General features: G+C 40.3%; 18 protein-coding genes. 3 read left to right on the top strand and 15 right to left on the bottom strand.

All coding sequences use genetic code 11. From position 1 onward, the window contains the following. Positions 1 to 66: 66 nt before the first annotated feature. Positions 67 to 567, top strand: coding sequence for a GNAT family N-acetyltransferase (locus ACRPLQ_RS09745; RefSeq protein ID WP_033579159.1), 501 nt, complete (start codon positions 67 to 69; stop codon positions 565 to 567). A gap of 42 nt (positions 568 to 609) precedes the next feature. Here ACRPLQ_RS09745 and ACRPLQ_RS09740 read toward each other — a convergent pair whose 3' ends face one another. Continuing rightward, positions 610 to 1,149, bottom strand: coding sequence for an SMI1/KNR4 family protein (locus tag ACRPLQ_RS09740; protein ID WP_033579160.1), 540 nt, complete (start codon positions 1,147 to 1,149; stop codon positions 610 to 612). Positions 1,150 to 1,304: 155 nt separating this feature from the next. Next, positions 1,305 to 2,897: an APC family permease gene (locus ACRPLQ_RS09735; RefSeq protein WP_013057301.1), complete on the bottom strand. Its 1,593-nt coding sequence runs from the start codon at positions 2,895 to 2,897 to the stop codon at positions 1,305 to 1,307. Positions 2,898 to 3,146: 249 nt separating this feature from the next. On the opposite strand from ACRPLQ_RS09735, the gene ACRPLQ_RS09730 reads away from it, so the two are divergent. Continuing rightward, on the top strand, positions 3,147 to 4,715 hold the full coding sequence (locus ACRPLQ_RS09730) for an RQC-minor-2 family DNA-binding protein (RefSeq protein WP_034269197.1): 1,569 nt from the start codon (positions 3,147 to 3,149) through the stop codon (positions 4,713 to 4,715). Positions 4,716 to 4,875: 160 nt separating this feature from the next. After that, on the top strand, positions 4,876 to 6,045 hold the full coding sequence (gene spoIIP, locus ACRPLQ_RS09725) for a stage II sporulation protein P (RefSeq protein ID WP_034269194.1): 1,170 nt from the start codon (positions 4,876 to 4,878) through the stop codon (positions 6,043 to 6,045). A 26-nt stretch (positions 6,046 to 6,071) separates the two neighbouring features. Here spoIIP and cobO read toward each other — a convergent pair whose 3' ends face one another. From cobO to cobJ, 13 genes are read right to left on the bottom strand one after another with little or no spacing between them, the layout of a single operon-like run. Next, positions 6,072 to 6,611: a cob(I)yrinic acid a,c-diamide adenosyltransferase gene (gene cobO, locus ACRPLQ_RS09720; RefSeq protein WP_034269191.1), complete on the bottom strand. Its 540-nt coding sequence runs from the start codon at positions 6,609 to 6,611 to the stop codon at positions 6,072 to 6,074. Positions 6,612 to 6,642: 31 nt separating this feature from the next. Next, on the bottom strand, positions 6,643 to 7,212 hold the full coding sequence (locus tag ACRPLQ_RS09715; RefSeq protein ID WP_033579163.1) for a nitroreductase family protein: 570 nt from the start codon (positions 7,210 to 7,212) through the stop codon (positions 6,643 to 6,645). 20 nt (positions 7,213 to 7,232) lie between these two features. Beyond that, positions 7,233 to 8,003 (bottom strand): uroporphyrinogen-III C-methyltransferase, encoded by a 771-nt coding sequence (gene cobA, locus ACRPLQ_RS09710; RefSeq protein WP_013057306.1) that lies wholly within the window; start codon positions 8,001 to 8,003, stop codon positions 7,233 to 7,235. Then, positions 8,000 to 9,382, bottom strand: a complete 1,383-nt coding sequence (locus ACRPLQ_RS09705; protein ID WP_033579165.1) for a cobyrinate a,c-diamide synthase — start codon at positions 9,380 to 9,382, stop codon at positions 8,000 to 8,002. Before ACRPLQ_RS09705 ends, cobA begins: the two co-directional genes overlap by 4 nt. Positions 9,383 to 9,395: 13 nt before the next feature. Then, positions 9,396 to 10,520 (bottom strand): cobalt-precorrin 5A hydrolase, encoded by a 1,125-nt coding sequence (locus tag ACRPLQ_RS09700; RefSeq protein WP_432235938.1) that lies wholly within the window; start codon positions 10,518 to 10,520, stop codon positions 9,396 to 9,398. Continuing rightward, positions 10,517 to 11,293 carry a precorrin-4 C(11)-methyltransferase gene (gene cobM, locus ACRPLQ_RS09695; RefSeq protein WP_432235937.1) on the bottom strand — a complete coding sequence of 259 codons (777 nt, stop codon included), beginning with the start codon at positions 11,291 to 11,293 and terminating at the stop codon, positions 10,517 to 10,519. The genes ACRPLQ_RS09700 and cobM overlap by 4 nt, the downstream gene beginning before the upstream one ends. Next, positions 11,290 to 11,991: a precorrin-2 C(20)-methyltransferase gene (cobI, locus tag ACRPLQ_RS09690; RefSeq protein WP_028413121.1), complete on the bottom strand. Its 702-nt coding sequence runs from the start codon at positions 11,989 to 11,991 to the stop codon at positions 11,290 to 11,292. The genes cobM and cobI overlap by 4 nt, the downstream gene beginning before the upstream one ends. A gap of 2 nt (positions 11,992 to 11,993) precedes the next feature. Continuing rightward, on the bottom strand, positions 11,994 to 13,190 hold the full coding sequence (locus tag ACRPLQ_RS09685; protein WP_028413120.1) for a bifunctional cobalt-precorrin-7 (C(5))-methyltransferase/cobalt-precorrin-6B (C(15))-methyltransferase: 1,197 nt from the start codon (positions 13,188 to 13,190) through the stop codon (positions 11,994 to 11,996). Then, positions 13,180 to 14,283, bottom strand: coding sequence for a cobalt-precorrin-5B (C(1))-methyltransferase (locus ACRPLQ_RS09680; RefSeq protein WP_033579170.1), 1,104 nt, complete (start codon positions 14,281 to 14,283; stop codon positions 13,180 to 13,182). Before ACRPLQ_RS09680 ends, ACRPLQ_RS09685 begins: the two co-directional genes overlap by 11 nt. A 3-nt stretch (positions 14,284 to 14,286) precedes the next feature. Further along, positions 14,287 to 14,934 carry a precorrin-8X methylmutase gene (locus ACRPLQ_RS09675; protein ID WP_013083415.1) on the bottom strand — a complete coding sequence of 216 codons (648 nt, stop codon included), beginning with the start codon at positions 14,932 to 14,934 and terminating at the stop codon, positions 14,287 to 14,289. Positions 14,935 to 14,939: 5 nt separating this feature from the next. Beyond that, positions 14,940 to 15,707, bottom strand: coding sequence for a precorrin-6A reductase (gene cobK, locus ACRPLQ_RS09670; RefSeq protein WP_033579172.1), 768 nt, complete (start codon positions 15,705 to 15,707; stop codon positions 14,940 to 14,942). Continuing rightward, positions 15,704 to 16,615 carry a sirohydrochlorin chelatase gene (locus ACRPLQ_RS09665; RefSeq protein ID WP_432235936.1) on the bottom strand — a complete coding sequence of 304 codons (912 nt, stop codon included), beginning with the start codon at positions 16,613 to 16,615 and terminating at the stop codon, positions 15,704 to 15,706. The genes cobK and ACRPLQ_RS09665 overlap by 4 nt, the downstream gene beginning before the upstream one ends. Before the next feature lie 17 nt (positions 16,616 to 16,632). Next, positions 16,633 to 18,255, bottom strand: coding sequence for a precorrin-3B C(17)-methyltransferase (cobJ, locus tag ACRPLQ_RS09660; RefSeq protein ID WP_034269175.1), 1,623 nt, complete (start codon positions 18,253 to 18,255; stop codon positions 16,633 to 16,635). Positions 18,256 to 18,266: the final 11 nt, after the last annotated feature.

Here is an 18,266-nt window from a genome sequence, read left to right as displayed (position 1 = left end):
TTCATAATATTCTTAGGCTGAAAGGTATATTATATGCCTTAATATTTTAAAAAAGGAGACTTTTTAATGAAAATTATTAAAGCTACTTCCTCTCACATCCCTTCTGTTGCCCGTCTGTACGTAGACAGCTGGCGCATTACATACAAAGGGTTAGTACCTGATGCTTATTTAAACAACTTGTCTTATAAACAAAGTGCAGAAAAGTGGTCCCTTTTTCTTACCGAGCCTTCTCATTTTATTTTGCTCGCTATCGATGAACGAGAAGAGATTGTCGGCTTTTCAGCAGGTAAACCTCATTTGTCCGCTGCTGAAATATACGCGCTATACGTTTGCAAGGAAGTGCAAAACCAAGGAGTTGGTCGTCTTCTGTTTTCTCATTCAGTAAAAGAATTTACTGATCAGCACTATACGTCTATGATTATTTGGGCCATGAAGAAAAATAAGAAAGCCGTTCAGTTTTATAAAAAATTAGGCGGCAAAAAAAGCTTGAATCGTACAAGTCAATTTGGAGAAACTAAAGTTGAAGACGAAGCATACGGTTGGGAACGTCTTCCTTCTAATAAATAAACGAGCACACTAGTGTGCTCGTTTATTTATTAGAAGATAATATTATTGAGCCGTTGTCTTTTTATCCGTTGAATGAGCTTTATTACAAAGCCTATTCCAGTGCCAAAAACAATTCCCTTGACTCACTATAAAACAATCCAGCCATTTCTGAAAATTCATATGTAATACATGTGCATCTTGAAACGATGCGTTCCGCTTTTTTACTATTATATATGCAGGATGCGCTGATTTTTTAGAGTCAATGATAATCTCTTCTTCTCCGACAGACCCAATTGTCATATAAAGACTCTGACTTTTATAAGCTGTTTCTCTTACGTCTTCTAAGCTATAAAGATTCCCTGTTATTTTTTTGTCAGCATCAATGAACAAATTACACCCATTTGTTAGCTGCAAAAACTGCTTGTAGTCTTCAGGAAGTGATACATGCATTTCTTCTTCAAAAACTTGCAGTTGGTTCTTGCTTACTCCATCAAAAAAAGTACAAGTGGTTCTGTATACTTCTCCTTCATTTTTACACACTTCTATAACATTATTGTTTTCCCACAGCCGCTTTCGAAGTGAATTTATTATTTTTTCAATCATACTCTTCCTCCAAGCGTTGGATTTAAAACGGTTACATTACATTAATTAAACAATAATGTGCTAATTCCTTCTTTCCTACTCAATTATACGATAAACTTTAGAAATTCATGTTTGCATAACATAGAAAAAAGCAGCGAATGTCGCTGCTTTACAGGTTATACAGGCGCTTTTTCTTCCTGTTCAGGATGGTGATCGTAATCAATAAGCGCTTTTGGAAGGCCCGTATATTTAGCCCAATAATAAATCCCAAGAGATACGACCGCTATGATAATTAAGTCTACAGGCGTATCGATTAAACCTTTCCCTCCGCCGAACGAACCGATATAAGAAATAAAGAGCATGATGATATAATAAGCAACTAGCCACCATGTTGATTTAATCTGCTGACGAAGACTTACTTCATTTTTAGGCACATATTTAGCAAAAATCAAATATATAACAAACATGACCAGTTGAGAAGTTAGCAGCCACGAAATAGTCTTCCATCCTGACCAGTACACAATAAAGGAAGCAAAAATAAAGGATAATGGACCAATTATACTCATTCCTCTTAATTTAAAAGGCTTTTCCAAATCTTTTGCGTTCACCATAAAGGCCGCTGATGAAATTGGTGCAATCGCGTAAGATAGAATAAGCGCAACAGAGCATACGTTTACGAGTGCATTCCACGAAGGAAATGGCAGTGTCCAAAAAATCGAAAGTCCTAATGAAAGCCATAAAGATGATCGTGGAATCCCTGTTTTTTTATCCACATGAGCAAACGTTTTAAATAACGTACCGTTACGAGACCAAGCATAGATAAGTCTAGATGTTGTATTCATAAAAATATTACCGTTACCACCCGGTGATAAAATAGCGTCTAAAATAACAAGTGTTGCTAGCCAGCCAAGGCCAAGAACAACAGCGATATCTTTAAACGGCAGTGAGAATTTATCTTGAATGCCGGACCAACCGCCTTTAATCATGTCAGATGGAATAGCTCCGATAAACAATACTTGTAGAGCAGTATAAATGAGAGCTGCTAGAATGATACAAATCACAAGAGCAATTGGAATATTGCGCTGAGGATTTTTCACCTCTCCAGCTACCGATACAATCGGATGAAGGCCTAAGTAAGCAAACATAACTCCGCCTGTAGCAATGGCGGCCTGGATACCATCAAATCCCCCGGGAGCAAACTCTCCCATCGTAAAGTTTCCTGACTTAAAATAAAATGCCAACGTTACAATTACCGTAAGCGGTACAAAATATTTGAAAATAGAAATGATAATATTCGATTTCGCAAATGCTTTTACACTCCAGTAATTGAGTAAAAAGAATAAGCAAAGCAACACAAATTGTAGAATCCATCCAGATATCGTTGGTGAGTCAGATCCGGATTTTGTTAAACCTGGAAACCAGTAAGCCACATACTGTCTCACTGCTGTTACTTCGATAGCGATTAAACTAGTGTAAGCTACGATCGTAATAAACGAAATCATATAGCCTACAAGATGACCGTGTGAATAAACAGGATATCGAATAATTCCTCCTGTACGAGGCAAGGCAGCCCCTAGCTCAGCGTATACAAGGCCTATTAATAAAATAATAACTCCACCAATAACCCAAGAAAAACTTCCTGCAGGACCTGCTTGCGTAGCGACATTACTAACGGCAAACAGCCAAGCGGAACCAAAAATAGCCCCTAATCCAATCAATGTTAAATCTAATAGGGATATCGTCTTTTTAAACGGACCTTTATTCTCCATAAGCTTCCTCCTTTGGATGAATCATCACTTTTGTTGGTTTTTTTGACAACATTCATATATATTCGATAATATGTGTCAAAATTTTTATTACTATACCCATTCAAAATTACTTTGAATCCCTTTTCTTTATTTCTGAAGGTTAATTAACAGAAAATTTTTAAAAATTATTCTTGCGTTCAAGACACATTAAAACTTTTTCTTCTTTTCTTTAATGGGTAAAATACTCAATAAATGAAAGGAGTTAGATAAATGACTTTACCAGAGAATTTGCCAGTTGATTTTACAGCTTACAACCACTTAACATTCCTTCCGCTCGGACGTAAGAATAAATCGATTCGGTCCGTAGGAAGTAAACATACTAAAGGGTTGCTTGGACGTTTAGACGACTACTTTGAGCGAGCAATGAATGCGTTACCTCAAGAAGATATCATCCTTTTTCAAACATTCTTATATGGAAATCATAGGGGCGGTTTTCCCGTCGCAATTGATAAAAATGAAGACGTTTATCCTTACTTTTGGAAACCAACTTCATTTCTTTGGAAAGAATATAATAAGAATCGCGGCATTCCTATTCATCATGATGAGTTTTATTCTCAAGATTTTACGGTTTTGACTAAAAATGAGTTGGAAAATTATCTCGGAAGCATTATGAAAGATTACATGTTTTGCGCTAGAATACATGATTCTTCAAAAGAAGAATGGATTCAGCATATTAATAAGTGTTTTTTCAAACATCCCCTCATTTCTCTTTATCACCGAAATGCAGATGTGATTGAAGCAATTGAACAATCAAAAAAATCACCTTTGCTTTTTATTATGAAAAACCCTGAGCAAATTGCTTTTTGGCGCAATCGGATTGAAATCATTATGAGACCTTTTCGCTCTCTTTCTTCCACCGCCTTTGAGAGAGGATTTGCAGATACGGAAGATACGGTATTAACTGTTCACGGAGAAAACGAGATCATTCGCTTAACTTCAGAAAACAGAGGTCTCGCTGTAACATATGATGTCACAAATGATGCTATTTCACTCGGTGATGAGTATAATGTAGTGCTAGCAGCCAAACGATTAGCTACAACTCAGCGGCAGTTCGAAGAGATTATAGATGAAAATGAAGAAGTGATTCAAAAACTGCTTGTCTTTTTTAAGTGGAAAAGTCTTTTAAAGCATCATGAAGTGCACATCAAAGAAATCCAAGACAAATTGTGCAGCCTAACCACTTATCAACTTAATGAAGAACAAGTTTTACGGGAAAATGATCCTTTTCTTTCCTTCATTCAAAACGTATTACAAGTAAAAACACCGAATGCCAATCTCAAAATTGGTTCCATACAATGGTTTTCACAGTGGGATTTTTCAGATGTCACCCTGCTGCAGGAAACAAACAAATTTATATGTTATATGGGTCCAAACGAAATAGAAACGAAGCTGACAGAAATAAGCGCTAAGATAGAAAATGAACTTCATAAGCAGCGTCAGAACCTGCTTTTGACTCCGCTAAAAATCGGTCAAATAACTTTCGATTCAAACCAAATGTTACAGTTATTAACGCTTATAGATACCTTAAAAAACACGGAAACTCAGCAGAGTTACGTACAAATTTTAGAAGGCGTTTCTACTAACAGCATTCGTCAAAAAGAGCTCGATAAAATACCCGCATTTGGATTATTAAATTCCGTAAAGCGCAAGCGCATTGTTACGTATTTACAAGAATTACAAAACTATCAGCTGCTTAAAAAAGAGAAAAAAGGATTCAGCCTCACTCCAAAAGGAGAAGCCATCCGAGGTCTATTTGAAGAAGAATCACGGAGAATATGAGATTGTATCTCACGTGATTCTTCTTTTTTGATTTTGAAGACTACTTTCTCTATTAAATGCTTATCATAATTAGAAAATTCCATTCATATAATTATTACTAGATTAGCAAAGTCCTTCATACCTATTAGCCTGACGCTGACATAGAGAGGAGATTTCGCCATTGAAATCTAGTAATCGCGCCAATTTTGTAGTGTTAACATATAAGATGGTTCTTGTTATTTTATCCGTTGTTTTAATGACATCATCTATCATTGTTCTAGTAAGTTACTCAGCATTTAAAGAACAGTTCAATTCTTCTATTGTCTATCAAACGTTATCAAAGCATAAAGCAGAAAGTCTTTATTATTTAATGAGCCAAGAAAACCATCATTTTTCAACGGCTTTTGATAAAAACTACTCACCTCCCGGTCTTTCTTCTACACTGCTCGAGTTATCAACAAGTATTCGAGCAGAAGACGCGAGAAGCTTGTTTGGTTCCGAACTTCCTGGATTCAGTATTTACGACTCCAATATCATTATCGCCGGTGAAGGCACAAATTTCACAAACTTCCCTAGAGAATCTGCACCGCCGCTAGATGAAACGCTAAAAGAAAGAAATTCTACTACAAAAGTTCAGCAGCCTAAAGAAAACAATGGTACGAACGCTCAAAATAATAATACAACTGGCGGGAAAAAGGTATTTTATATTTATCATACGCACAGCTGGGAATCTTACTTGCCTCTGTTAGGACTTGAAGGTGATCCAGATGCTAATAAAGCAGTGGATAGCAAAACAAATATTAATATTGTTGCAAATATGCTAGGAAAAGATTTAGAGGCTCAGGGAATTGGGGCAGAAGTTGATCAAACCAATATTGGACAGAAATTAAAAGAAAAAGGTTGGAACACCAATCAATCGTACGCCATGTCTCGCACAGTCATTGAAACGGCGATGACTGAAAATAGAGATTTAACTTACTTTATCGATTTGCACCGAGATTCGCTTCGAAAAGATAATACAACCATTAAGATTAACAATAAATCGTATGCAAAAGTTGTGTTTGTTTTAGGGAAAGCGAATCAAAACTTTGAACAAAACTTAAAAATGGCAAAAGCGCTTCATGAAGGACTTGAAAAGAAATATCCCGGATTAAGCCGCGGAGTTATTGGCAAAAACAAATCCAGCGGTAACGGTGTATATAATCAAGATGTTTCCAAAAATGCGATTTTAATCGAAGTGGGTGGAGTTGACAATAACTTTGATGAACTAACCAACACAACAAAAGCACTGTCTGATGTCATTAGCCAATTTTACTGGCAAGCTGAAAAAGTAGATGCCCCTGCTCCATAAAAAAAGCCCTCTTCACTGAGGGCTTTTTAAAATTCAATTCCTTTTACAGCCGGAATTCCTTCATCGTAATAATGTTTATGAGGCTTCATTTCCGTCACAAGATCTGCTGCTTCCATCACTTCTTTTTTGGCAGAACGTCCGGTAATGACCAAATGCATATGCTCAGGGCGCTTTTGAATAAGGTCAATTACTTCGTGTAGCGGTAGCACATCATCAATAGGAAATTTCTCGATAGCCAGTGCATTATTTAACTCGTCTAAAATAACCACATCATATTCGTTCGAGAAGACTTTGTCCTTCGTGAGCGCCCAGGCTTTTTGCAAAGCTTCACGATGTTCAGGCGGTGTTTTTGTCCACGTAAAGCCGACTCCTGTTTGAATCATTTCAATTCCTATTCTGTCAAACATCAGCTTTTCGCCATATGTACGCTGAGGAGATTTAATAAATTGAATCATTAATACTTTTTGTCCGCGTCCCGTAGCGCGCAACGCAAGACCTAAAGCAGCGGTTGTTTTCCCTTTTCCGTCTCCGGTATAAATTAACGTAAGACCCCGTTTGTCTTTCAATCTAAAAACCTCTTTTTCTTCGAATTTCAGTTTACAGCCATGTTGTTTTTTCTGTAAACGATGTTCTAGCAGGCTCTTTCATTTTTGTAAGAGACTCTTCATTTGGATAGCCTAAAAATACGTTTCCTACCACGACTTTACCTGCAGGCTTTCCGATAAACTCATACAGTCGCTCGTCTCGAACAAGACCAACTCCTCTTGTTCTCCAAACGAATCCAAGCCCTAATTCTTTAGCTGCTAGCCACATGGAATGAATCGCGCACGAAACCGCATATTTGTTATCTTCCGTGGCTTCTTCGTCTCCTTCAACTGTATCAGCTGTTACAACAATATGTACAGGTGTATTTTTCACTGCTTTTAACGAACTTTCTACTAAATGAGGCTTTGTCGGAAAGCGCTCCTTTAGATACGCTTCAGCCAGTTCTTCATACTTCTTTTTTGCTTCTCCTTGAATCACATAAAAGCTCCAGGGCTCTCTCATTCTGTCATTTGGAGCCCACGTCGCTGCTTCAAGCAGCTGTTCGATTTTCTCTTGTTCGACTTCACGCGGTTCATGATCTCGTACCGCTCTTCGTTCTTTTAGCTGTGAAATAATCGTCATATTGTCTCCTCCTTTTAACGTTAAAGCAGAATATTTTCCGCTCTTTCTTCGAACCATTTTATTTTTTCTCTAATTGTCACTACTTCACCTACAAGCACGATGGCAGGATGAGCAATTTCTGCTTTTTTTGCTATTTCTTCGATTGTGGCAAGCGTTCCCGTTACGGTGCGCTGATACTTCGTCGTTCCCCATTGAACAAGCGCTACTGGCGTATGTTTATCTCGTCCATGGTCCATCAACTGCTTGCATATATGAGGTAAATTTCCAACGCCCATATAAAACGCAATTGTATCTATTCCTTGAGCAAGCGCTGACCAGTTTAAATAATCTTTTCCTTTTTCTTCTCTTCCATGCCCCGTTACAATCGCAAAAGAAGTGGCATGATCTCTGTGGGTAACAGGAATTCCTGCATAAGCTGGAGCTGCAATTCCTGACGTGATACCAGGCACGACTTCGTAAGGAATTCCTTGAGTAGCAAGTACTTCAGCTTCCTCTGCTCCGCGGCCAAACACAAAAGGATCGCCTCCTTTTAAGCGCGTCACTACTTTTCCTTGAAGTGCTTTTTCAACAAGCAGTTCGTGAATACGATCTTGGATGACTCCGTGCTTGCCCGGTAATTTCCCGCAAAAAATAAGCTCCGCGTCTTTTTTAGCATAGTTTAATAACTGTTCATTAGCTAAGCGATCGTATAAAATGACATCCGCCTCTTGAATACACTCCATTCCATATACGGTTATTAGCTTCGGATCTCCTGGTCCGGCTCCTACTAAATATACTTTTCCAACTGTCACACGGCATCTCTTCTTTCTTTTTTTACCGCTTTACACTGTTCCACCCAGTTTTCTACCATCTTCGTAGAAGAGCCGAAATGAAAGTGCGTATAGCCGGCAATTAAATTATTGTTCATATAGCCTTCTTCTTTCATTCCTCGCATCCCTTTTGTATCATAGGCAGGCGAAAACTCTTTCTCTGAATGAAAGGTTGAATAATGAAATTCATGGCCTTTAGCTTGTATATCGCCTTTAAATAAAAAATTCCCTGGCTTTCCCGTCACTTCTCGGTACCCTAAAGCAGCCAATTTTGTCTGCATTCTTACTTGTCCGGGAATAAGCCCCACCATTTCATGGCATGTATCATCTGTTGTGACAATAGCATCTGTTAAAAACATAAAGCCTCCGCACTCAGCAAGTGTAGGAATCCCTTTTTCGATGGCTGCTCGAACAGAATTTTTAACGTCAATTTGCTGAGCCAGCGTTTCAGCAAATTCTTCTGGAAATCCGCCTCCTATGTAAAGGCCATCAGCATCTTGCGGAACCGTCTCTCCTTTTAAAGGCGAAAATTCTACAAGCTCTGCTCCGTAAGCTTTTAACAATTCGAAATTTTCTTCATAATAAAAGTTAAAAGCGGCATCTCTTGCCACAGCAATTTTCACTTGAGGTACGGACGGCTTTGTAAAGATAGGATCATTAATTTCTATTTTAGGAGCTAAAGCCAGTTCATATACTTTTTCAATATCAATTGTATCATGAACAAGCTGCCCTAACTGTTCAAAAAACGGTGTTAATTCTCCTCGTTCAATCGACGGGATCAGCCCGAGGTGACGTTCAGGAATCGTAAGATCATCGTTTCTTTTCAAGTAGCCTACTACAGGGATATGACATTCCTGCTCAATCGCTGCCTTAACAAGTTTATAATGCCCTTCACTTCCAACTCGGTTAGCAATTACACCGACAATGTTCGCTTCCGGTAAAAATTGCTGAAACCCTTTTACAATTGCCGCTGCACTTCTAGCCATACTAGCACAATTGACAACTAAAAGGACAGGGCTATTGGTGATTAAGCTGATTTCTGCTGTTGTCCCTTCGTTCGTTAACGGATTTTTCCCATCAAAAAATCCCATAACTCCTTCCATGATGGAAATATCAGCGTCTTCACTAGCTCGAGCTACAATTTCCCTAACCATATCGTGTTCAAGCATCCAGCTGTCTATATTACGAGACGCTCGTTCTGTAACAGCCGTATGATACGTTGGATCAATATAATCGGGTCCGCATTTAAACCCTTGAACTCTATAACCAGCTTGTTTTAATGCCGCCATCAGCCCAATTGTAAGTGTTGTTTTCCCTACGCCACTTCCGGTACCGGCAATGACGAGTCTTCTGTTTGACATGTTGTTCTCTCCTTTAGTCATATGGAATAAGCGCCACTGAAATGGTGACATTCCCTGACTTTTTCTTCACAAGTTCAAGCGTATCAGCACCGCTGTATAACATAGCAGCAGGTTCACTAACGCCATATGCACCTGTATATTTAAAGACAGTATCTGAAGGCTGTTGGATACTTATGCTGTTTAGCTCTTGGGGCGAATAATAGACAAACTCCCAGCCGTACTTAGACGCCACTTCTAGCAGCCCTTCTTCATCTTTCTTTAACTCTATTGTACATAATGCTTTTACACTTTTCATTGAAAACTGAAGTTCAGCAAGCGTTTTTTCAATAACGGTTTCAATTTCCGCTGCGCTTGTTCCTCTGTTGCACCCCATCCCAATCGCCAGTACTTTTGGACGGTAAAGAACACCGTTTTCTAAGATCGCTTCTTCTTCTTTTTTTAAATTGCGATGCGTTACGACCAAGGCTGCATGTGGCGATGCTTCGAGAGCTGTCTGAATCGATGAGTACGTTTTAATGTTAGCTGGAACAGGGTGCTCATAGTGCCACCAGCCCTTTTCACCTGATTCTTGAACCACCGCTATTGCTTCTTCGTTTACTACAGAAGCGCTGACAGGGGTTAGCTTTTCTGCTGATTCCCACACCCATCCAAAGCGCTTACCAAATAAATCAACGGGAATCGTTTTTTGAACATCGGATGCTGTTGTAATAACAGGATGAGCTTCAAGTGCTGCCGCAACTTCACGCGTTAGCTCATTTGCTCCTCCGATATGACCTGAAAGCACGCTGATGACATTTTCGCCTTTATCATCAATGACAACAACCGCAGGGTCCGTTTTCTTATCTTTTAAAATAGGGGCAATCATACGTACAACTGCTCCCAGTGAAATAATAATAATAAGTCCTTTATACGATTCAAAAAGAGAAGGCAAGAGCATCCGCACGCTTCCTGAAAACAGCTGAATGTTCTGTTCTCTTTCGTCTCCTTTTTCAAACTTGCTCATGTAATACACATCGGACTGCTGAAAAGTGCTGCCTAGATTTCTTGCAATTTCTACGCCATGCTTCGTGATGGCCACGACAGCATAATCCCCGCGCTGTGTAATGAGAGCTTTTTTTCCTTCTTGGAGTTGAATCATTCCGACTTCACTCCTCTTCGAAAGCCATGGGTAAATGTTTTATCATAAAGTTTTGATCGATAATCTTTGTCATGAATGTGGGGGTCAAGGGCCCAGCCTGCCAAAATCATCGCCTGCTTACGAATGCCGTTTGTTCGCATAGCATCATCCAGGTCTTTTACCGTCGTGCGAACAATTTTTTCATCTGGCCACGTTGCTTTATAGACTACTACAACCGGCGTGTCCTCACTCCAACCGGCGCTTATAAATTCTTTTATTACTTTTTTTGTGAGCGTCGCACTTAAAAATAAAGCAATGGTACATTTATGTTTTGCTAAATCAGTTAATTTTTCAAACTCAGGTACAGGCGTTCTTCCTTCAGCACGAGTTAAAATAACCGTTTGAGTCAAATCTGGAATGGTTAATTCTGCTTCAGCCGCTGCTGCTGCAGCAAATACGGAGCTGACTCCCGGAACAATTTCAATATCAACGCCTTCTCTTTTTAAAAGCACCATTTGTTCCATAATGGCTCCGTACATAGCCGGATCTCCGGTATGAACTCTTACAACCATTTTTCCTTCACGCATGCGATCAAGCATCGTACTGACCATTTCTTCTAAATGCATACCAGCTGTTTTTAACACTTCAGCTCCTGGTTTAGACTTAGCAACTAGCTCTTGACTTACTAGTGAGTCAGCGTATAAAACAACATCTGCTTGCTGAAGTAATTTTAAGCCTTTTACGGTAATTAAATCTGGATCTCCGGGTCCAGCTCCGATTATGTATAACTTCATTTTCGCACCACCATTAGTGTTAAGTATTGTAAATCGGCTCCTTCTAGTTCTGAAGCTTTCCAAATAATTTCTTCATCTGACGTTACTTTTGTTACCACCGATGCTTTTTCAAGCAGATCAAGCTCTTTTAAAAGACCGACCATAAAATCGATGACTTTAGCTACTTTAATAAAAATAACGCAGTCGTTTTCCATTAATACTTTTTTCATTGTTTCATAATCTTCACGAGCAGGAACAATGGCCACGTGTTCATCACCGTCTGCTAACGGAATACCTAAACGAGATGCAGCTCCATTAATGGATGAAATACCAGGAATGACTTGAATCGGAGCTTCAGGGTGACGTTCCTGCATCAGGCGCATCATGTGAATAAACGTACTATAAAGCATAGGATCTCCCTCTGTGACAAACGCTACATCTTTTCCTTCCTTGAGCTTTTCCCATACTCGCTCTACCGTTTCGGTCCATTTTCTTTCCAAAATAGCAGGATCTTTTGTCATTGGAAACACAAGGCCTAGCATGTCTTTTTCATTCGCACTGAAATAGACATCAATAATTTTTTGGGCGTAGCTTTTGCTTCCTTTTTGTTTTTTCGGGTACGCAATAACGGGTGATTCTTTTAATTTACGAAATGCTTTTACTGTAATCAGCTCTGGATCTCCTGGTCCAACTCCAAGTCCGTACAATGTTCCAATCATGTTCATTCTCCTCTTTTGGCTGTAATAATATAAATGGGGTTTAAAGCGTCAAATCGTGTTAAGTGTAAAATTGGCTTGCTTCTTGAAATTTGTGCAAGGGTAACAGCAGTCTCAAATCCTCGCTCTTTAAAAGCTTTCATCGCTTCTGCTAAATTTTCAATCGTTACGGCATTTAATACGATGCGCCCTCCTGAATTTAATCGGCTGCAGCACACGTCTAAAATGGTTTCCATGCCTCCTGCTGTCCCTCCAATAAACACCGCATCAGGATCAGCAAACTCACCTAACCCTTCCGGTGCTTTTCCGTGCACAGTATGGGCATCTACTCGAAATTTCGCTAGATTTTCCCTGCAGTTTTCCAAGTCTGCTTCATTTTTTTCCACAGCAAAAATTTGTCCTTCACGCGCAATTTTAGCTGCTTCAATCGCGACTGAACCCGTACATGTTCCGATATCCCACACCACGCTGTCTCTCTTTAGCTGCAGGGCGCTAATACTAAGTGTACGAACTTCTTTTTTAGTAATAAGTCCCTTGTCCGGCTTGCGTTGAATAAATTCATCGTCCTCTATTCCAAGAGGCCAAACTGGGCTTTTTTCTACCTGCTTTAATATCACGACATTAAGCGGAGAAAAGAGTTGATTCGCCGCCTCTTCTAGCGAAAGCAGCTGACAGAGCTCCGCCTCTCCACCTAGATTCTCTGCCACAAACATCTTGTACTCTGTCATGCCGAATGATAATAAGTAGTTTGCCAGAGCACTAGGAGAATTTTGCTCATCGGTTAAAATCGCCACTGTTTTATAGCCATCAATGCGCTGAGCCAGCCCTTTTATACTTCTGCCGTGTACGCTTGTAAAATAAGCGTCTTGCCATCGCTCTTTTAGACGTGAGAATGCAAGTTGAATAGAACTTAAATAAGGATATATTTCAACGTCTAGCCTCGTAGAAAGATAGCTTCCTATTCCGTAAAATAACGGATCGCCTGAGGCTAACACAACCGCATTTCCTTCTTCGTTTTTTAAACGTTCAACAAGAGAAGAAAGACCTCCTTCAATGGCTACTTTTTCTCCTTCAAAATCTTGAAAAAAGTCAAGATGACGCTTTCCTCCAATTAGCACATTGCTTTCATAAATCCACTGTTCATACATAGGAAGCAAACTTAATTTTCCGTCGTCACCTATTCCAATAATTTTAATTGCCATGTTGCACCGCCTGTCCTAAAAAATCTCCTTTTAATGTGTAAAGAGACGTATCGACATCGATTCCGTCCCCCACTTCCTTTAATGCTGATAAACAGCAGTACTCGCACAGTTTTTCGAAAAACTGATGATGACCGCTTTGCGTCATTAAATCTCCCACTTGAGAAGCTGTGTTTGCGCCTTTTATTTCCTCTACCAGTTCAGCAGAAGCGCCTGACTCAGAAGCTGCTTTTGCTAAAAAATTAAAATCAATAGGTGCACTTTTTGAATGAACCATCATAACGCCTTGCGCGACTTTTGAAAACTTTCCCATCATGCCTACGAGCGACACTTTTTTCATTCCTTGCTTTTTACATTGTTTTAACGTAAATCCAACAAAATCTCCCATTTCGATAAATGCTTCTTCCGGAAGTTCTGGGAACTGTTTCATTCCATATTTTTCGCTTCGTCCCCCTGTCGTAATGACAACGTGCTCACAATTACTCGCTTTAGCAACGCTAATGGCCTGCACGATACTTGCTTTATAAGCAGCTGTTGAGAACGGAACAACAATTCCCCGCGTCCCCAGTATCGAAATGCCTCCTAAAATACCTAGACGCGCATTTAATGTCTTTTTCGCCATTTCTTCTCCTTCAGGAACCGAGATGACAATCTTAACGCCTTTTTGTATGTTGTATTGGGCTAGAAGCTGTTCAGCCGTTTCTTTCAGCATCTTTCTTGGCACAGGGTTAATGGCTGCTTCACCGACAGGAACTGGGAGACCGGGCTTTGTCACACGCCCTACTCCCACTCCTCCATCAATGATAATGTCTGCACCATTACACCACGAAACTTCAGAAATAATCAGCGCTCCGTGCGTGGCATCGGGATCATCTCCAGCATCTTTAATGATGCTGGCTACAGCGCTGCTTGTGCGATACTCGCATTCTTCAAGATGAAACGTAGCAAAGCGACCAACAGGTAAGTAAATCGTTGACTCCTCTTGCACTTCTCCTGAAATTAGCGTAAGCAGAGCTGCTCTCGTAGCTGCCGTTGCACAAGCGCCCGTCGTATAGCCTTCTCTGAGTTTCTTAGGTTCTTTTGGTACTTCCTTCATGCGTTACACCTGATCTGCAAGAATTGAAATTGCATTTAATGCAGCAACCGTTACCGTACTGCCGCCTTTTCGCCCGATGTTTGTAATAAACGGCACGTCAAGTTTGGCAAGTTCTTCTTTCGATTCAGCCGCTGAAACAAACCCTACCGGCAGACCAATAACAAGTCCAGGCTTCGCTTCTCCTTCTTTAATCAAACGAATTAACTCAAGTAACGCTGTCGGTGCGTTCCCAATTGCAAAAATCCCGCCGTCTGCTTCTTTAATTGCTTTTCGCATAGAAATAATTGCACGCGTTGTATTTAAGCGCTTTGCTTCTTCCATTACGTCCGGATCTGAAATATAAACTTTGATTTCACCGCCGTGTTTTTCAATTCGCTGCTTGTTTGTTCCTACTTGCACCATTTGTACATCTGCAACCACTTGCTTGCCGCTGCGAATGGCTTTAATTCCTGCTTGAATCGCATCTGGATGAAACAGCATACTGCGTCCAAGCTCAAAGTCTGCAGACGCGTGAATTACTCGCTGAACAATTGGGTACTGTTCATCTGTAAACGGATGAGGTCCAAGCTCTTCTGTAATCATTTCAAAACTTTTTCCTTCAATTTGCTGAGGCTGAACAGTTAACGGTTTAAATTCTGTACGAAAATCCATCTCAATCAACTCCTAGTTTGGTTTACTAAAGCATGAACCACTTCTTCAAACGTGGAATACACGGTCCCATACTCAATTTTCGGTCGCCCAATCATAATGATATCTAAGCCTAACTCTTTAGCTGCTTCCACTTTTTCATCCACAGATCCAACTTTTCCGCTTTCTTTTGTGACCATGACCGTCACTCCGTATTGCTTATAAAGTGCTTGATCAAACTCTTTTGTAAACGGACCTTGAATAGCAATAATATTTTTTTGCGGCAATCCTAACTGCTGACACTTTTCCATATTATCCAGCCTTGGAAGCATACGAGCAACAAGCCGTACATCTGAAAGAGGAAGGAGCTTTTCTGTAAAAACCTGCAGCGTCTTGCTGCCTGTTGTCAGCATAATAACTCCTTTTTTCTCAGCTGCTACTTCAGCTGCTTCTTCATACGTAGAAACCATCGTCATATTGTCGTAGGTAAAAGCCTGCGAAGCCCGCTCATAGCGTATGTAAGGAATCGATGTTTCAGCAGCCGCACCGATGGCGTTTTTAGATGCTTCTTCGGCAAAGGGGTGACTTGCATCCACAATAGCTTTTACACCATGTTCGTTTATAAAAGTCATCATATCTTCTTGTGTGAGACGTCCAATTTTCACTTTCACTTCTGCTCGCTGTAATTCGATTGCTGCATTGTCGGTTACAACCGTCGCCGTAACGTCGTAACCTTCTTTTTTCACTTGAACAGCTAATGCACGTGCATCGCTAGTTCCCGCTAACAATAAAATCATTTTAACTCGCCGACCTTATCTTCATGGTGGTGATGGTCATGATGGTGATCGTGGTGATGGTGCCCGTGATCATGATCATGATCGTGATGATGATGGTGATCAATATGCTCCATAATGCCGAGGCGATATTGACATGTATCGCAGTTCATTTTCACTTCGCCTTCTAATCCTTCTTCAGCACGTTCTTTTAAAATTGTCTGCAGTTTTGGATGAAAACCGAAATAGCCGGCTAGCTTAAACTCAATGTTTTCATGCTGCATTTTATACTGCTTCACCATTTCTTCCAAACGCTTAATTAGTACTCCTGTAAATAAGAAATACGGGAGAATAACCACTTTTTTAGCGCCCAGTTTTAAACATCGTTCCACTCCTTCATCAATCAGTGGAGCGGTCACGCCCATAAAAGAAGTTTCGACGATTTTGTAGTTTGTTTTTTCCCAAAGAAGGCGCGTAATTTTATATAAATCACTGTTTGCATCAGGATCGCTTCCTCCTCGCCCTAAGACAATAACAGCCGTGTCTTCAGCTGGAGTTTCTAAATTTTCTCCTGATTCTTGTAATCTCGTTTTTAAAATTTCAAGGGCTTCTTCATGAACGCCAATGGGACGTCCGTACACGAAGTTTACGTGTAGATATTTTTCCTTAGCTTCATCTATAGCCGCCGGAATATGTATTTTTGAGTGGCCAGCTGGCAAGAGCATAATTGGAACTACAACTACATCTGTCGCTCCTTTTGCCACACATGTATCAATGCCTTGACTTACATTCGGACGTTCAAACTCTAGAAAACACGTTTCTACTAAAATAGATGGGTCCCAATCATGCTTCATAGTCGAGATAAACTCGCGAATTTGATCGTTCCCTTCAGGATCTCTACTTCCATGACCGACAAATAAAACTGATTTCATATAATGCCCTCCCATTTTTAATCTCCACACGGAGCTGGTTCTACTTTTATTTTTGGTGTTATATCTTGATAGTCGAATCCATAAACATTCTTCACACGCTTAAAGAATTTATGAAACCGCTCATTTGGATGACCTTTTTCTTTATATTCATGGACAATGTTCTCCACTATTTCAACAATGTCATCGGGCGCTATGCCTTCCGCCACAATTTGACCTGAATGGGCGTTTCGTCCAACCGTTTTAGCCCCTAAAAATAAGTCAAACGCACCTTTTCTGTAGACAATGCCGATATCTTCTTGAACAGCACCGTAACAGGCCATACCGCATCCATTAATACCAAGCTTCAGCTCTTTTGGCATGTCCATTCCACCGAGACGCTTTTGTAATTGTTCCGTATGCGGGATGGCGTCACTTTTTTCTCCATCACAAAAATCACACGCTTTAATTGTAAACACGTCTCCGACTGGAGATAGTAAAAAGGAAGCTGATTGGAGCTTTTTAATAATCACATCTGGCTGAGCCGTTGGAATTTGCAGTTTGATTTGATGGTCAGGCGTATACTCCATCGTACCTTTTTCACCAACAACTTCTGCTAGTGTTGTCATTTGAACGGGCGTAAACTTCTTATTTGCAAGCCCTGGACTAACTGCCACTTCAAAAATAGACTCAATTGGCTGGTGTACGACCGGTGAAGTAGTTTCACCTAAAATTGCTTGAAGCGCTTCTTCTGCCAGAGCTCGTGAAGCTGCTTTTTCTTCTTTTGTGTTCTGAACATCTTCAATAGCTGAAGCCGTTTGCTTTACAGTCTCCTCTTGATCAAGAGCCCATGGTTCTGCTTCTTTTCGAAGTCGCTGATGCGGTCTTAGCGGCTGCTCTGTTTGGTTGAGGGTATATTTACGCTGATACCCGCGCGGTGTAATCATTAAGTCATCGTAAAAGAACGTAGATGAATTTCCGACAACAACGGTAGTCAGCATGCCTATTTCATGATTTAACATGTCTTTTAAATTGGTCATTACCACTTCTTCACGGTCACGATAAGCGCTTTTCACAAGACCAACAGGCGTATCGGGGGAACGGTATTTTAATAAAATCCTTTGCGCTTCCACAATTTGTCTTGTGCGTCTTCCGCTTTTCGGATTATAAAAAGCTACTACAAAATCTGCTTGTGCAGCTGCTTCGATTCGTTTTTCGATTAACTCCCAAGGCGTAAGGTGGTCACTTAAACTAATCGTACAGGCATCATGCATCACGGGCGCCCCAAGGAGGGATGCGCATGAATTAATAGCCGAAATGCCAGGAATCACTTCCAGCTCTACGCCCGTTTCTTTTTTCCATCCTTTTTCAATCAACACTTCATACACAAGGCCGGCCATTCCGTATACTCCTGCATCTCCGCTTGAAATGACCGCCACGGTTTTTCCCGCTTCAGCTTGCTTTACGGCTTCTTGTGCACGGCTTACTTCTTCGGTCATTCCTGTACTAATAATTTGCTGATTCGTTAATAGTCCTTGAATTAATTCCACATAGGTTTTATAACCAATGATCATATCACTTTCTTGAATGGCTTCTCTTGCTCGCTGTGTAATATGTTCAAAGCTTCCTGGGCCGAATCCAATAACTAACAGTTTACCTTTCATGCTAGCTCCTC

The sequence above is a fragment of the Priestia sp. TRN 1309 genome (genome assembly GCF_050846875.1).
GTDB lineage: Bacteria > Bacillota > Bacilli > Bacillales > Bacillaceae_H > Priestia > Priestia zanthoxyli.
This window is presented reverse-complemented; position numbering and strand designations above follow the sequence as displayed.

Coding starts and splice junctions, on each gene's coding strand:
- ACRPLQ_RS09745 (WP_033579159.1), top strand. CDS start 67: ATGAAAATTATTAAAGCTACTTCCTCTCACATCCCTTCTGTTGCCCGT.
- ACRPLQ_RS09740 (WP_033579160.1), bottom strand. CDS start 1,149: ATGATTGAAAAAATAATAAATTCACTTCGAAAGCGGCTGTGGGAAAAC.
- ACRPLQ_RS09735 (WP_013057301.1), bottom strand. CDS start 2,897: ATGGAGAATAAAGGTCCGTTTAAAAAGACGATATCCCTATTAGATTTA.
- ACRPLQ_RS09730 (WP_034269197.1), top strand. CDS start 3,147: ATGACTTTACCAGAGAATTTGCCAGTTGATTTTACAGCTTACAACCAC.
- ACRPLQ_RS09715 (WP_033579163.1), bottom strand. CDS start 7,212: ATGACGATTATTTCACAGCTAAAAGAACGAAGAGCGGTACGAGATCAT.
- ACRPLQ_RS09705 (WP_033579165.1), bottom strand. CDS start 9,382: ATGTCAAACAGAAGACTCGTCATTGCCGGTACCGGAAGTGGCGTAGGG.
- ACRPLQ_RS09700 (WP_432235938.1), bottom strand. CDS start 10,520: ATGATTCAACTCCAAGAAGGAAAAAAAGCTCTCATTACACAGCGCGGG.
- cobM (WP_432235937.1), bottom strand. CDS start 11,293: ATGAAGTTATACATAATCGGAGCTGGACCCGGAGATCCAGATTTAATT.
- cobI (WP_028413121.1), bottom strand. CDS start 11,991: ATGATTGGAACATTGTACGGACTTGGAGTTGGACCAGGAGATCCAGAG.
- ACRPLQ_RS09685 (WP_028413120.1), bottom strand. CDS start 13,190: ATGGCAATTAAAATTATTGGAATAGGTGACGACGGAAAATTAAGTTTG.
- ACRPLQ_RS09680 (WP_033579170.1), bottom strand. CDS start 14,283: ATGAAGGAAGTACCAAAAGAACCTAAGAAACTCAGAGAAGGCTATACG.
- ACRPLQ_RS09675 (WP_013083415.1), bottom strand. CDS start 14,934: ATGGATTTTCGTACAGAATTTAAACCGTTAACTGTTCAGCCTCAGCAA.
- cobK (WP_033579172.1), bottom strand. CDS start 15,707: ATGATTTTATTGTTAGCGGGAACTAGCGATGCACGTGCATTAGCTGTT.
- ACRPLQ_RS09665 (WP_432235936.1), bottom strand. CDS start 16,615: ATGAAATCAGTTTTATTTGTCGGTCATGGAAGTAGAGATCCTGAAGGG.
- cobJ (WP_034269175.1), bottom strand. CDS start 18,255: ATGAAAGGTAAACTGTTAGTTATTGGATTCGGCCCAGGAAGCTTTGAA.